This window comes from Pantoea sp. CS_6, assembly GCF_041954745.1.
Classification (GTDB): domain Bacteria; phylum Pseudomonadota; class Gammaproteobacteria; order Enterobacterales; family Enterobacteriaceae; genus Pantoea; species Pantoea stewartii.
In genome coordinates, this window is sequence record NZ_JAVAYG010000004.1 from 1 (window position 1) to 13,738 (window position 13,738).

Sequence of the window (13,738 nt, forward strand, 5' to 3'; positions counted from 1 at the left end):
AAATTGTTAAAGAGCAGTGCAATCAGCGGGTTAACCGTCTGTTGCGAGGTGGCGTATATTACGCTTTCCTCCTTCAGAGTCAACCTCTTTTTCAGAAGTTTTTCTCCGGCGAAAACTCCGGGGAGTTCTCTGCTGAACACCGCGTTACGTAAGCCGTTGTGCCGTGTCAGTGGAGGCGCATTATAGGCAAATATTTTGGGCTGGCAAGGGGGTAATTCAAAGAAACCTCTCAACCGCTCACTTTCCAGGCAAACCGTCGCAGAAACCGCCAATCCGGCCCGTTTCAGAAACAAAAAACGGGCATTACGCCCGTTTTTAACAGAGACAGCCTTACTGATGTGCCGTAATGACGTCGTCTTTGACATCCATTTCTATCACTTTTCCCGGAACCAGTTGTCCGGAAAGGATCTGCTGTGCCAGCGGATTCTCTATCTGTTGCTGGATAGCGCGTTTCAGTGGACGCGCACCGTACACCGGATCATAACCGTTCTCACCCAGCAGCTTGATCGCGGCATCAGAGATATGCAGCTGATAACCGCGATCCTCCAGACGTTTGTACAACCGTTGCAGCTGAATCTGTGCGATAGAGGCAATGTGTTTTTCACCCAGAGGATGGAACACCACCACCTCATCAATACGGTTAACAAATTCAGGACGGAAGTGCTGTCCTACCACACCCATGACAACCCCCTTCATTTCGGCGTAGTTCAGATTGCCGAAACGTTCCTGAATCAGATCGGAGCCCAGGTTCGAGGTCATGATTACCACCGTGTTGCGGAAATCAACGGTGCGACCTTGCCCATCCGTTAACCGGCCATCATCCAGCACCTGCAGCAGGATATTGAAGACATCGGGATGCGCCTTCTCTATCTCATCCAGCAGAATCACCGAATACGGACGACGGCGAACCGCCTCGGTCAGATAGCCGCCCTCTTCATAGCCAACGTAGCCCGGAGGTGCCCCCACCAGCCGCGATACCGAGTGTTTCTCCATAAATTCAGACATGTCGATACGGACCATCGCATCGTCACTGTCAAACAGGAAGTTAGCCAGCGATTTACACAACTCGGTTTTACCCACACCCGTTGGGCCGAGGAACAGGAATGACCCGACAGGACGGTTTGGATCGGCCAGACCCGCACGGCTACGACGAATGGCATTGGACACCGCTTCGACGGCTTCATCCTGTCCGATAACGCGCGAGTGGAGCTCCTGTTCCATTCGCAGCAGTTTGTCTCGCTCCCCTTCCATCATGCGGGCAACCGGAATACCGGTCCAGCGCGCCAGCACATCGGCAATTTCCACATCTGTCACGCGATTGCGCAGCAGCTTCATGGTTTTGCCTTCAGACTGGGTGGCAGAAGCCAGTTGTTTTTCCAGCGCCGGGATTTTGCCGTACTGCAGCTCAGACATCTGCGCCAAATCACCAGAGCGACGCGCCTGCTCAAGCTGGAGGCGTGCCTGTTCCAGCTCCGCTTTAATATTCTGCGTACCGGTTAATGAGGCTTTTTCCGCTTTCCACTCTTCTTCCAGCTCAGCATATTCACGCTCTTTCTGATTCAGCTCCGCTTCGAGCATCTCCAGACGTTTCACGCTGGCATCATCAGACTCTTTCTTCAGCGCCTGCTGTTCCAGTTTCAACTGAATAATGCGCCGCTCCAGTCGATCCAGTGCCTCTGGTTTGGAGTCAATCTGCATACGAATGCTGGATGCCGCTTCATCGATCAGGTCAATCGCCTTATCGGGTAACTGACGATCGGCGATATAGCGGTGAGAAAGCGTGGCCGCCGCAACGATAGCCGGGTCAGTAATCTGTACATGATGGTGCAACTCATAGCGCTCTTTTAACCCGCGCAAAATGGCGATGGTATCTTCAACGCTTGGCTCTGCGACAAACACTTTCTGGAAACGACGCTCCAGTGCCGCATCCTTCTCGATGTACTGGCGATATTCATCCAGCGTGGTGGCACCGACGCAGTGCAGCTCACCACGTGCCAGTGCCGGCTTCAGCATATTACCGGCATCCATTGCGCCGTCCGCTTTGCCTGCGCCCACCATGGTATGTAACTCATCGATAAACAGGATGACGTTGCCTTCCTGTTTGGCCAGGTCGCTGAGTACGCCTTTCAGGCGCTCCTCGAATTCACCCCGGTATTTTGCCCCCGCCACCAGCGCGCCCATATCCAGCGCCAGTACACGGCGACCTTTCAGCCCTTCCGGCACCTCGCCATTGATAATGCGTTGGGCCAGCCCTTCAACAATGGCGGTCTTACCTACGCCGGGCTCACCGATTAACACAGGGTTATTTTTAGTACGGCGCTGCAATACCTGAATGGTACGGCGAATTTCCTCATCACGACCAATCACCGGATCCAGCTTGCCTTTCTCGGCACGCTCAGTGAGATCGATTGTGTATTTCTTTAACGCCTGACGCTGATCTTCAGCACCCTGATCGTTCACGTTGTCACCTCCACGAAGTTGTTCTATCGCTTTGGTGAGCTTGTCGTTAGTGGCACCCGCAGACTTCAGAATGTCTGCCAGCGAGCCACGTGAATCCAGGGCTGCCAAAACAAATAATTCAGATGAGATAAAGTTGTCATTGCGCTTCTGTGCCAGCTTGTCGCACAGATTAAGCACTCTGATCAGGTCGGCAGAAGGTTGCACGTCGCCGTCGCTGCCTTCCACCTGGGACAGACGATCGATAGCCTGGTCAATCTGAGTACGCAGAGAGGCCACGTCTATGCCGGTAGAGGACAACAGCGGAGCGACCGATCCCCCTTCCTGTTTGAGCAGTGCGCTCATCAGATGTAAAGGTTCGATAAACTGGTTGTCGTGTCCCAATGCCAGAGACTGCGCGTCGGAGAGAGCAAGTTGAAATTTATTAGTAAGACGATCCAGACGCATAATTCCTCCCATTACAGGTCAAATGCTACTGGAGATTAAAATGAGGTCATCCCTCAAGTTTTCAAGGATAATGACCTGAGATATGAGTAAAAAATGCACTGCCTGGATCGTCTTATGGCGTAAGACTATAACAGCCAAATTAAAGTTGCCATACGCCCGGTGATCCTGTCCCGGCGGTAGGAGAAGAAATTGTCGGGTTCACTGAAGGTGCAGCGTGAATCTGCACTGACAGACTGGACCCCTGCGGCCTGCAGGCGTTGTCGGGCCAGATGCCAGATATCGGCAAAAAATTTATCTCCGACGGGGCGGAATGCATCCGCCGCACGCGGATCAATGTCCATGAATGCACGACGAACCTCCGCGCCGACTTCAAAAGCATCAGGACCGATCGCCGGCCCCAGCCAGGCATGGATTCTGTCGGGCGGCGCCTGAAACTGCGCCAGCGTATTTTCCAGCACGCCGCCACAAAGCCCACGCCATCCGGCATGTGCAGCGGCCACTTCACGCCCATCGTCAGAACAAAACAGCACGGGCAGGCAGTCAGCGGTCATCACAGCACAAACTACGCCCGGCTCACGCGTTATGCAGGCATCGGCTTGCCGCGGCTGAGGAACCATGCGGGCAGAGAGATGTTCAACGTCAGTTGAATGCACCTGATTCAGCCATTGCGGCATCGCGGGCAACGCCGCAAGCGAGACCAGTCGCTCACGGTTAGCACGAACATGTTCTGCTTTATCACCGACATGGCCCCCGAGATTCAGCGAACACCAGTTTCCCTCACTGACGCCACCGTGGCGTAATGTCGAGACAGCTCGCACCTGCGCTGGCGCAGGCCATTTTGGGATAATCAGACTCATAACCAGTCCAGTTGATCCTTGAACATCTCTGTGTCGGCTTTCAGCGCGTCAATCAGATCGATCATATCCTGCGGAATGGCCGCATGAAACTCCATCTCAATACCCGAGATGGGATGATAAAGACGGAGCATTGTGGCGTGCAGGGCCTGACGATCAAAACCGCGTAAGGTCGCGATAAATTCTTCAGACGCGCCTTTTGGCGGACGCGGCCGGCCACCGTAGAGCGGATCGCCCACCAGCGGATGATTAATATGCGACATATGCACGCGAATCTGGTGCGTACGGCCGGTTTCCAGTCGCAGACGAAGCCGCGTATGGGCGCGGAAATGCTCCATAATGCGATAATGGGTCACAGCGGGTTTACCCATTGGATGCACGGACATATGCGTACGTTTCGTCGAGTGACGGCTAATCGGTTCATCCACCGTTCCCCCCGCCGTCATGGTGCCAATGGCCACCGCCTCATATTCACGCGTAATTTCACGACGCTGCAGGGCATCAACTAAATGCGTCTGCGCCGGTACGGTCTTCGCCACCACCATCAAACCGGTGGTGTCTTTATCCAGACGATGGACAATCCCCGCACGCGGAACGTCCACAATGGCGGGATAGTGATGCAGTAGTGCATTCAGTACCGTACCGTCGGGATTTCCCGCCCCAGGATGAACAACCAGGTCACGTGGTTTATTGATGACGATAATATCTTCGTCTTCGTATACGATATCCAGCGGGATGTCCTGGGGTTCCCAGCGCTGCTCCTCTTCGATCTCTGCATCAATCGTGACGCGCTCGCCGCCAAGCACTTTCTCTTTCGGCTTATCAATGACAGTGCCGTTAACACTGACGCGCTGGTTGAGAATCCACTCTTTTATGCGGGAACGTGAATAATCAGGGAACAATTCCGCCAAAGTCTGATCTAAACGTTGTCCGAGTTGTGACTCGGATACCGTTGCGGTGAGTTGAACTTGTTGTGCCATATACAGCTTCTTCGTTAACGTTGGGTTTTACGGCGATGCCGTTTAATATAATGTGCTATCGTACCTGGTCATTACCGGGAGCTATACGGACAGCTTCCGCCATAACATTTTGAGGATAATCACTTCGTCATGACGCGTATGAAATATCTGGTGGCTGCAGCCACACTGAGCCTGGCACTTGTTGGTTGTTCCGGCTCAAATGACGCGGTACCGGACAACCCGCCTTCTGAAATCTATGCTACAGCGCAACAAAAGCTGCAGGACGGTAACTTTAAAGCGGCGATTAAGCAACTGGAAGCGCTGGATAATCGTTACCCGTTCGGTCCCTATTCGCAGCAGGTTCAGTTGGATTTGATCTACGCGTACTATAAAAATGCCGATCTGCCCATGGCGCAGGCGGCGATTAGTCGCTTTATGCGTTTAAATCCTACGCACCCTAATATCGATTACGTCATCTATATGAAAGGTCTGACGGATATGGCGCTGGACGATTCAGCATTGCAGGGCTTTTTTGGCATTGACCGTTCGGACCGTGATCCTACGCATGCGCGCGATGCTTTCCGCGACTTTGCACAGCTGCTGCGCAGTTACCCGAACAGCCAGTATGCCGCTGATGCTTACAAGCGTCAGGTCTTCCTGAAAGATCGTCTGGCTAAATATGAACTCTCGGTGGCGCAATTCTATACCAAGCGCGGGGCTTATGTCGCGGTCGTTAACCGTGTTGAAGGCATGATGCGCGATTATCCTGATACGCAGGCGACCCACGACGCGCTTCCGCTGATGGAAAATGCCTACCGTCAACTGCAGTTGAATGCAGAGGCCGATAAAGTGGCAAAAATTATCGCCGCCAATAACGGTTAATCAGCCTTCCTTTCCCGAAACAAAAAAAGCAGCCCTGAGGCTGCTTTTTTTTGCGCACAGAACAGGCAATATTGACACGTTGCCGCTGAGCTAACCTATCAACAATGCCTTGTTAATGCCCTGGCTTCAAGCCTTTTCGACCACATTCTCGCCCTTTCTCACAATTTGCCCTGGTTGACAAAAAGTGACATTTTTTTGTGATAAAAATCACACAAATACAGAATTATCGCGCTATGCTGGATCTATTCCGACGGCAATCACAGAGAGGTAAGCATAATGATCGTGAACATTACCAGTAAGCAAATGGAAATTACTCCAGCCATCCGTGAACACGTCGAAGACCGCCTTGCCAAGCTTGAGAAATGGCAAACTGACCTGATTAATCCGCATATCGTCCTGTCGAAAGAGTCCAAAGAGTTTGTGGCAGACGCGACCATCAACACACCAAACGGTACCCTGGTCGCCAGTGCCAAACATGACGACATGTACACCGCTATCAATGATTTGATCGGCAAACTTGAGCGCCAACTCAATAAAGTCCAACACAAACCTGAAGCGCGGCGTGCGGCCAGCAGCGTGAAAGATTTCACGCCAGCAGCCGAAGAGTAGCCTCATCCCCGCTTTTCTGACGCGCCTCCGGGCGCGTTTTTTGTTGACAGCTTTTCGTGAGTACGGTTACTCTCAGGTCAGCTCAATTTTGGAACGCCTCATGAAAATACTGTCGTTTTTCTTCGCTTTCTTTTTTACCTTCCCCTGAACGGGAGGCCATTCGTCGTGTAAAAAGAAAGCGAAGACGAACAACAAAGCCTCCCAATCGGGAGGCTTTTTTATTGGATAGCTTACAGGTGAGCCTTATGACCCCGGACAATCCGCTTCTGGCGCTGCGTGAAAAAATCAGCGCCGTGGACGAAAAACTACTGACGTTACTTGCCGAACGGCGTTTGCTGGCTGTGGAGGTGGCAGAAGCGAAACTCGCCACCCATCGTCCTGTCCGTGATATCGAACGTGAGCGCGCGCTGATCGAACACCTTATTGTGCTGGGCAAAAAGCATCAGTTAGATGCGCATTACATTACCCGTCTGTTTCAGTTAGTCATTGAAGACTCCGTGCTGACACAGCAGGCATTGCTGCAAAAGAACCTGAACCATCCGCATGCACAGGCTGCGCGCATCGCGTTTTTAGGGCCAAAGGGCTCTTATTCTCATCTGGCTGCGCGACAGTATGCTGCCCGCCATTTCGACAGCATGGTGGAATGCGGTTGCCTGAAATTCCACGACATTATTAAACAGGTTGAGAACAACGCGGCAGACTACGCTGTCCTGCCCATCGAAAACACCAGTTCCGGCTCCATCAATGATGTTTATGACCTGCTTCAACAGACCAATTTGTCGATTGTCGGTGAAATGACGTTGCCCATTGAGCACTGCATGCTGGTGAGCGGTCCGAGCGACCTGGAACAAATCGAAACGGTTTACAGCCACCCACAGCCTTTCCAGCAGTCCAGCCACTTTATCAACCGTTTTCCACACTGGAATATTGTTTACACAGAAAGTACCGCCGCCGCGATGGAAAAAGTGGCCGCGCTCAACTCGCCGAAGGTTGCGGCTATCGGCAGTGAGGCCGGAGGTGAGCTTTATCAGTTACGCGTGCTTGAGCGCCATCTGGCTAACCAGCAGCAGAACCATACTCGCTTTATTGTTCTGGCACGCAAACCTATTGATGTCTCCGATCAGATTTCGGCCAAAACCACGCTGATCATGGCAACCGGTCAACAGGCAGGTGCACTGGTTGACGCCCTTTTGGTCCTGCGCCAGCACAATCTCATCATGAGCAAGCTGGAATCCCGTCCAATTAACGGCAATCCCTGGGAAGAGATGTTTTATCTGGATGTGCAGGGTAATTTGCAGTCTGAGAAAATGCAGCAGGCACTGGAAGAACTTCGCGCCATGACGCGTTCACTGAAAGTTCTTGGCTGCTATCCCAGTGAGAATGTGATTCCTGTGGAACCCAAGCAATAGAAATGAAAAAGGCATCCGGTTGGATGCCTTTTGCTTTTAAGGACGGCTGTCGTTAGCCGATCGCAGTAAGCTTCTGCTTTCAACCAAAAAGCGTTTTGCGTGATCGCCAAACCAGGCCTCAACCCGATTGAAGCTGGCGATAAAGGCGTGCTTATCGCCTTGTTCCAGCAAAGCAATCGCTTCGCCAAATCGCTGATAATACCGCTTGATAAGATTCAGGTTATTTTCAGACGACATGATGATATCCGCATAGAGCTGGGGATCCTGAGCAAACAGGCGCCCAACCATTGCCAGCTCCAGCCGGTAGATAGGCGATGACAACGCCAGTAGTTGGTCAAGATTGACGTTCTCTTCCGCCAGATGCAGCCCATAAGCAAACGTCGCAAAATGGCGCAGGGCCTGAATAAAGGCCATGTTCTGATCGTGCTCTTCCGCACCGATACGATGAAGGCGCGCGCCCCAGACCTGGATCTGCTCCAGAAACCACTGGTAGGCTTCCGGTTGTCGCCCATCACACCAGACCACAACCTGCTTGGCCAGGCTGCCGCTGTCAGGCCCAAACATTGGATGCAGACCCAATACTGGCCCGCGATGTGCGGCCAGCATCGCCTGCAAAGGGCGATGTTTAACCGAGGCAAGATCCACCAGTATGCAGTCATCCGGCAAGGGAGGAAGCCGGTTAATCACCGCCTCTGTCAGATGAATAGGGACACTGATCATCACCATACCGGCATCCGCCAGCAATGTATCCGCCTTGTCCCAGTCATCTTTGTCCAGCGTCTTTACCGCATAGCCAGACAACGTCAGCATTTTATTGAACAGGCGCCCCATCTGCCCTTCACCGCCGATAATCACGATTGGGCGAAGCGCAGGACACAATGTTTTAAAACCTTTATCGTTTTCGCTGGCATAAGATTCACGCATCACCCGGCGTAATACGTCTTCGATCAAGTCCGCAGGAACACCAAGGGCCTCAGCTTCTTTACGACGCGACGCCAGCATCGATGCTTCACGTTCAGGGACATAGACCGGCAAACCATGGCGGCTTTTGACTTCACCCACTTCAGCGACCAGTTCCAGACGTTTTGCCAGCAGATCCAGTAAAGCTTTATCTACCGTATCAATTTGTTCACGTAATGCGTTTAGTTCCGCGACCATTACCTATCAGACCTCGTGTGAAAAACGCGCCGCCAGCGCCCCTTGTAGCTCATGATGCATGCCACGCAGTAAATCTTCGGTAACCTGCCAGTTGATGCAGGCATCCGTGACGGAAACACCATACTTCATCTCGCTGCGCGGCTGCTCAGAAGACTGGTTGCCTTCATGGATGTGACTTTCCAGCATCAAGCCAATAATTGAGCGGTTACCTTGTTTGATTTGCGCAACGGCAGATTCCGCTACACCGGGCTGACGGCGGTAATCTTTATCGGAGTTACCATGGCTGCAATCTATCATTAAGGCCGGACGGAGTCCCGCTTTTAGCATGGCGGCTTCGCACTGCGCCACATCTTCAGGGCTGTAGTTGGGCGCTTTTCCTCCGCGTAAAATGACGTGGCCATCCGGGTTACCCTGCGTTTGCAGCAGGCAGACCTGGCCCGACTGATTGATCCCGACAAACCGGTGAGGCATCGCCGCCGCACGCATGGCATTAATCGCCGTGCCCAGGCTGCCATCAGTCCCGTTTTTGAAGCCAACCGGCATGGAGAGTCCTGACGCCATCTCACGGTGCGTTTGCGATTCCGTTGTACGCGCACCGATCGCCGACCAGCTGAAGAGATCGCCCAGATACTGTGGGCTGTTAGGATCCAGCGCTTCCGTAGCTAAAGGCAGGCCCATGTCGACCAGATTAACCAGCAATTCACGTGCAATATGCAGCCCTGCTTCCATATCAAATGAGTTATCCATGTAAGGATCGTTGATCAACCCCTTCCAGCCAACGGTTGTGCGGGGTTTCTCAAAGTAGACGCGCATAACAAGATAGAGTTGATCACTCACCGTTTCGGAAAGAGTTTTTAAACGACGCGCATAATCAAGAGCGGCTTCTGTGTCATGAATAGAGCAAGGACCGCACACCACTAACAGGCGTGGATCGCGACCGGCAATGATATCGGCAATGGTCTGGCGCGATGCCGCGATTTGCGCCTGCTGCGCAGGGCTTAACGGAAACTTGGTTTTCAGCTCTTCAGGGGTGATCAACACTTGTTCATTCGCAATGTGAACATTGTTTAGCGCGTCTTTTTGCATCTTGCTGTCCTTTACACTCATTTATGCGTTTACAGGATCCTCACAGAGGATGTGGCACTACTGTACCATAACTGATACACGCAACAATGCTGGATGTACACTTTATTTACCACTAACCATAAAATCATTGGCAAAATAAATTAAATACCAATAAAAACATAATATTAATAAAAAACAAAAGAACTCAAAAGTCGCTGAATGTGTAAACTTTAATATACATACAAGAATTTTACGTGGCGGTATCGCCTGTTAAGATAAGCGCATTCCCACAGAGAGGCAGAAATATGGTTCAGATCCCACCAACAATCCGGCTACGTCCTTTTCAGTTAAACGATGTCGAGGCATTTACCGCGGCGGTAAATGCCTCACTTGATACCCTTTTGCCCTGGATGAGCTGGGCACACGAAAACTATCAGCCTCATGAGGCCGAAAGCTGGATTCGCTTTACCCACTTACAACGGGCGGTACGAGAATCAGAAGAGTTTGCGATTGTGGATGCGCAGGATCGTCTGTTAGGCGGTGCTGGTTTTCGTTTTGCCAGCGAGCCGGGCGCGTTGTGTTCCCTCGGTTACTGGGTGCGCAGCGATGCACAGCGCCAGGGCGTGGCTATGCAGGCGGTGAAGTTATTACTGGAATTTGGCTTTGCGCGGCCGGATGTGCAGACAATCGAACTGCTGGCGGTGGAGAACAACTATGCCAGCCGGCGAGTGGCAGAAAAAAGCGGTGGGCGCTTTATCGATTACCGTTATGGCTTAATTGTCCTGGACAGCGGGCCAGTAAACGCGGCGATCTATCATTTTCAGCGCCCCTGATGTCAGGTCAGCCGGGCGTTCTCAGAGGCTATAAGCCTCAACATAAGCGATAAGCCAGTCGTCAACGGTCATGCTTTCATTTGTCCGCCAGACAATAACCATGCCGTACTCAATCCGGTCCAGTTCGAATGCGCGTAACTCTCTGTAAAAATGACTATAACCTTTAATAAATCGCCCATCGCAGGATTCCACATCGACGCGTTGGTAAACGACCTTGCCCTCATAGTCAAAATAACTGAAGCCGATCTCTTTCATGTTCAGCCAGGGCATATCCACATCGACTAACGGGATATGCGGCTTAACTGCCGTGGCTTTCTGCTTCTTACGCGCCATTTCCTTTCTGTGTTCACGGCCAGCCCAGACAATGATGAGGTTCAGCGCCACCAGAATCAGGGCCGGACCATATAATCCAATGGCGAGAAACAGGGGAAACAACACGAACACCATGAGGGACCACAGCACGGTCAGAATGCGGCAAAGCCATAGATTGCTGTTGCCTTCCAGCGCATAGCGGGCTGAACGAAATGAGGCGATGGAAAGTAAAAATCCAGAAAGAAAAAAAAGAGCGTCCTTCACAACCTGTCCTTATGATAATGCGCACCTTCCCGGGCAACCCCTCTCATGGGCGAGACGACGAAAATCGGGGAGGCAATATTTATGCAGCCGCTCATGACAGCGTGCTTTTATTTTGCAGTACGGCCCTGTCTTCAACGCGCGAACGGCGGGACACATGTTACCTGAAAACACCGGCAGAGACGCCATCCCTTGCTGACGGGAGTGATCGTGATCGTCCTTCACGCCGGGATTCGTCATCCTAAACGACAATCCGCCCTGTCAGGCCGACAGACCCGGACTGCGGGCTGCATCGGGTAAGTCTTTTCTGTGAAAGCGTTTCTCTGGCAATAAAAAAAAGGGGCTGGCATGCTGCCAACCCCTTGTTTGCTATTAACTTTTAGATGTCGCGTTAGCGATACCTTAGCTAAGACGCTCTTTGATACGAGCAGACTTACCAGTACGCTCACGCAGGTAGTACAGTTTGGCTTTACGCACAGCGCCACGACGTTTAACAGCGATGCTGTCAATTACCGGAGAGTGAGTCTGGAAGACACGCTCAACGCCTTCGCCGTTAGAAATTTTGCGAACAGTGAATGCAGAGTGCAGACCGCGGTTACGAATAGCGATAACCACGCCCTCGAATGCCTGCAGACGTTTTTTAGAACCTTCAACGACCCATACTTTCACTTCCACGGTATCACCCGGACGGAAGGAAGGTACGTCCTGTTTCATCTGCTCTTGTTCAATTTGCTTAATAATGTTGCTCATAATTAAATCTCTTATCCTGGGTAAACTGATAGTCAGGGAAGATTACTCTTCCGCATCATCGTTTTGTTGCTGGTGTTCCTGTTGGAACGCCGTAAGCAACCTTGCTTGCTCTTCAGTCAGAGCCAGGTTTTCCAGAAGTTCAGGTCTTCTCAGCCAGGTACGGCCTAGCGACTGTTTCAGGCGCCACTGGCGAATATCGGCATGGTTGCCCGACAGTAATACTGGCGGAACCTCCATCCCTTCTAACACTTCAGGTCGGGTATAGTGTGGACAATCCAGCAATCCCTCCGAGAACGAATCCTCATCGGCTGACGCCTGCTTGCCGAGTACTCCCGGAATGAACCGGGCGACTGCGTCAATCATCGTCATTGCGGGCAGTTCCCCACCGCTGAGAACGTAATCACCGATTGACCATTCTTCATCAATTTCGGTCTGGATTACGCGCTCATCAATCCCTTCATAGCGGCCACAAACAAGAATTAACTTGTCGCGTGACGCCAGTTCGCAAACGCCCTGTTGGTCCAGTTTGCGCCCCTGAGGTGAAAGATATATCACCCTGGCACCCTCTCCCGCCGCTGCTTTCGCTGCGGAGATGGCATCCCGTAAAGGTTGTACCATCATCAGCATTCCCGGTCCGCCACCATAAGGACGATCGTCCACAGTACGGTGCCGGTCGTGCGTGAAGTCACGTGGACTCCAGCTTTGAACGCTGAGCAGGCCATTTTTTACTGCCCGGCCAGTTACCCCGTAATCGGTAATAGCGCGAAACATTTCTGGAAACAGGCTAATTACACCAATCCACATTGTTTTCGCCGTTACGTTACCGTTTGATTCGGAGATCAAAAACCAGGATCCCAATCTACTTCAATAAGGCCAGTAGCGAGATCGACTTTCTTGATAACCTGTTCATCAAGAAACGGAATTAACCGCTCCTGTACACCAAACGCATCTTTCAGGTTTGCCTTCACGACGAGAACGTCGTTCGAACCGGTTTCCATCATATCGATGACTTTACCCAGCTCGTAGCCTTCAACGTTGACCACCTTGCAACCCATCAGGTCTTTCCAGTAGTACTCACCGTTTTCCAGCGCAGGCAGTTGCGTCGAGTCGACCTGAATTTCGCAATTGGTCAACTGTGCCGCCGCATCCCGATCGTCAATGCCTTTGACTTTGATGATCAGGTCCTGATTGTGGTGCTTCCAACTATCCAGTTCCACCTGCTGCCATTTACCGGCGCGCTGGATAAACCAGGGTTGGTAGTCAAAGATGCTTTCAGCGTCTTCAGTGGAGGAAAACACTTTGAGCCAGCCGCGAATGCCGTATGCAGCGCCCATTTTGCCCAATACAATCGGGTTAACAGGTGCCTGTGCGGCAAGTTGTCTGCTCATGCTCACCACCGTGACAGATTAAGCTGCTTTCTTTGCTTCTTTGATCAGCGCGTTAACGCGATCAGAAAGCGTTGCGCCCTGGCCAACCCAGTGCTCGATACGATCCAGATCCAGACGCAGTGCTTCAGCCTGACCAGAAGCGATCGGGTTGAAGAAACCTACGCGCTCGATGAAGCGACCGTTGCGTGCATTGCGGCTGTCAGTAACGACGACCTGATAGAACGGACGCTTTTTAGCGCCGTGACGTGCCAAACGAATTGTTACCATAACATCCTCTTCAGTTAATAAAACACCCGGCCCCCATCGAGGAACGGGGTCCGGGTGCTGTATAAAAAGCCCGAAAATTTTACTCAT

The 13,738-nt window shown here is 52.1% G+C and carries 16 protein-coding genes and 1 other annotated feature; of the genes, 5 read left to right on the forward strand and 11 right to left on the reverse strand.

What is annotated here, in order from left to right; translation table 11 throughout:
* From RAC90_RS07175 to rluD, 4 genes are all read right to left on the reverse strand, one after another.
* A partial coding sequence (locus tag RAC90_RS07175) for a hypothetical protein (RefSeq protein ID WP_375124168.1) occupies nt 1-365 on the reverse strand: 365 nt, incomplete at its 3' end.
* Complete coding sequence (gene clpB, locus RAC90_RS07180; RefSeq protein ID WP_375124169.1) at nt 331-2,904, reverse strand: ATP-dependent chaperone ClpB; 2,574 nt, start codon at nt 2,902-2,904, stop codon at nt 331-333. The genes clpB and RAC90_RS07175, both read right to left, overlap by 35 nt.
* Nucleotides 2,905-3,029: 125 nt before the next feature.
* On the reverse strand, nt 3,030-3,761 hold the full coding sequence (yfiH, locus tag RAC90_RS07185) for a purine nucleoside phosphorylase YfiH (protein WP_375124170.1): 732 nt from the start codon (nt 3,759-3,761) through the stop codon (nt 3,030-3,032).
* Nucleotides 3,758-4,738 (reverse strand): 23S rRNA pseudouridine(1911/1915/1917) synthase RluD, encoded by a 981-nt coding sequence (gene rluD, locus RAC90_RS07190; protein WP_006120699.1) that lies wholly within the window; start codon nt 4,736-4,738, stop codon nt 3,758-3,760. Before rluD ends, yfiH begins: the two co-directional genes overlap by 4 nt.
* A gap of 129 nt (nt 4,739-4,867) precedes the next feature.
* On the opposite strand from rluD, the gene bamD reads away from it, so the two are divergent.
* From bamD to pheA, 4 genes are all read left to right on the forward strand, one after another.
* Entirely contained in the window at nt 4,868-5,599 is a 732-nt protein-coding gene (gene bamD / locus RAC90_RS07195) for an outer membrane protein assembly factor BamD (RefSeq protein ID WP_006120700.1), read from the forward strand.
* A 276-nt stretch (nt 5,600-5,875) separates the two neighbouring features.
* A complete protein-coding gene (gene raiA, locus RAC90_RS07200) occupies nt 5,876-6,208 on the forward strand; it encodes a ribosome-associated translation inhibitor RaiA (RefSeq protein ID WP_006120701.1) in 333 nt (110 codons plus the stop codon).
* 99 nt (nt 6,209-6,307) lie between these two features.
* Nucleotides 6,308-6,431, forward strand: a sequence feature (Phe leader region).
* Nucleotides 6,309-6,356: a hypothetical protein gene (locus RAC90_RS07205; protein WP_193750318.1), complete on the forward strand. Its 48-nt coding sequence runs from the start codon at nt 6,309-6,311 to the stop codon at nt 6,354-6,356. It overlaps the preceding feature by 48 nt.
* A gap of 22 nt (nt 6,432-6,453) precedes the next feature.
* Nucleotides 6,454-7,617, forward strand: a complete 1,164-nt coding sequence (pheA, locus tag RAC90_RS07210) for a bifunctional chorismate mutase/prephenate dehydratase (RefSeq protein WP_033739505.1) — start codon at nt 6,454-6,456, stop codon at nt 7,615-7,617.
* Between the two features lie 36 nt (nt 7,618-7,653).
* Here pheA and tyrA read toward each other — a convergent pair whose 3' ends face one another.
* Nucleotides 7,654-8,775: a bifunctional chorismate mutase/prephenate dehydrogenase gene (gene tyrA / locus RAC90_RS07215; RefSeq protein ID WP_006120703.1), complete on the reverse strand. Its 1,122-nt coding sequence runs from the start codon at nt 8,773-8,775 to the stop codon at nt 7,654-7,656.
* 6 nt (nt 8,776-8,781) lie between these two features.
* A complete protein-coding gene (locus RAC90_RS07220; RefSeq protein WP_033739508.1) occupies nt 8,782-9,861 on the reverse strand; it encodes a 3-deoxy-7-phosphoheptulonate synthase in 1,080 nt (359 codons plus the stop codon).
* A 284-nt stretch (nt 9,862-10,145) separates the two neighbouring features.
* On the opposite strand from RAC90_RS07220, the gene RAC90_RS07225 reads away from it, so the two are divergent.
* The gene (locus RAC90_RS07225) at nt 10,146-10,673 is read left to right on the forward strand and encodes a GNAT family N-acetyltransferase (RefSeq protein WP_375124171.1); all 528 of its coding nucleotides are present in this window, start codon (nt 10,146-10,148) and stop codon (nt 10,671-10,673) included.
* A 21-nt stretch (nt 10,674-10,694) separates the two neighbouring features.
* Here RAC90_RS07225 and RAC90_RS07230 read toward each other — a convergent pair whose 3' ends face one another.
* From RAC90_RS07230 to rpsP, 5 genes are all read right to left on the reverse strand, one after another.
* A complete protein-coding gene (locus RAC90_RS07230; protein ID WP_033739511.1) occupies nt 10,695-11,249 on the reverse strand; it encodes a hypothetical protein in 555 nt (184 codons plus the stop codon).
* 399 nt (nt 11,250-11,648) lie between these two features.
* Nucleotides 11,649-11,996, reverse strand: a complete 348-nt coding sequence (gene rplS, locus RAC90_RS07235) for a 50S ribosomal protein L19 (RefSeq protein ID WP_006120707.1) — start codon at nt 11,994-11,996, stop codon at nt 11,649-11,651.
* Between the two features lie 42 nt (nt 11,997-12,038).
* Complete coding sequence (gene trmD / locus RAC90_RS07240; RefSeq protein WP_375124172.1) at nt 12,039-12,800, reverse strand: tRNA (guanosine(37)-N1)-methyltransferase TrmD; 762 nt, start codon at nt 12,798-12,800, stop codon at nt 12,039-12,041.
* 35 nt (nt 12,801-12,835) lie between these two features.
* The gene (gene rimM, locus RAC90_RS07245; protein ID WP_006120709.1) at nt 12,836-13,384 is read right to left on the reverse strand and encodes a ribosome maturation factor RimM; all 549 of its coding nucleotides are present in this window, start codon (nt 13,382-13,384) and stop codon (nt 12,836-12,838) included.
* 18 nt (nt 13,385-13,402) lie between these two features.
* Nucleotides 13,403-13,651 (reverse strand): 30S ribosomal protein S16, encoded by a 249-nt coding sequence (rpsP, locus tag RAC90_RS07250; protein WP_033739514.1) that lies wholly within the window; start codon nt 13,649-13,651, stop codon nt 13,403-13,405.
* Nucleotides 13,652-13,738: the final 87 nt, after the last annotated feature.

Bases quoted from the DNA above. Each gene is read 5' to 3' on its own strand.
- bamD (WP_006120700.1), top strand. From the start codon at position 4,868: ATGACGCGTATGAAATATCTGGTGGCTGCAGCCACACTGAGCCTGGCA.
- pheA (WP_033739505.1), top strand. From the start codon at position 6,454: ATGACCCCGGACAATCCGCTTCTGGCGCTGCGTGAAAAAATCAGCGCC.
- yfiH (WP_375124170.1), bottom strand. From the start codon at position 3,761: ATGAGTCTGATTATCCCAAAATGGCCTGCGCCAGCGCAGGTGCGAGCT.
- rimM (WP_006120709.1), bottom strand. From the start codon at position 13,384: ATGAGCAGACAACTTGCCGCACAGGCACCTGTTAACCCGATTGTATTG.
- RAC90_RS07225 (WP_375124171.1), top strand. From the start codon at position 10,146: ATGGTTCAGATCCCACCAACAATCCGGCTACGTCCTTTTCAGTTAAAC.
- tyrA (WP_006120703.1), bottom strand. From the start codon at position 8,775: ATGGTCGCGGAACTAAACGCATTACGTGAACAAATTGATACGGTAGAT.
- rluD (WP_006120699.1), bottom strand. From the start codon at position 4,738: ATGGCACAACAAGTTCAACTCACCGCAACGGTATCCGAGTCACAACTC.
- trmD (WP_375124172.1), bottom strand. From the start codon at position 12,800: ATGTGGATTGGTGTAATTAGCCTGTTTCCAGAAATGTTTCGCGCTATT.
- rplS (WP_006120707.1), bottom strand. From the start codon at position 11,996: ATGAGCAACATTATTAAGCAAATTGAACAAGAGCAGATGAAACAGGAC.
- clpB (WP_375124169.1), bottom strand. From the start codon at position 2,904: ATGCGTCTGGATCGTCTTACTAATAAATTTCAACTTGCTCTCTCCGAC.
- raiA (WP_006120701.1), top strand. From the start codon at position 5,876: ATGATCGTGAACATTACCAGTAAGCAAATGGAAATTACTCCAGCCATC.
- rpsP (WP_033739514.1), bottom strand. From the start codon at position 13,651: ATGGTAACAATTCGTTTGGCACGTCACGGCGCTAAAAAGCGTCCGTTC.
- RAC90_RS07220 (WP_033739508.1), bottom strand. From the start codon at position 9,861: ATGCAAAAAGACGCGCTAAACAATGTTCACATTGCGAATGAACAAGTG.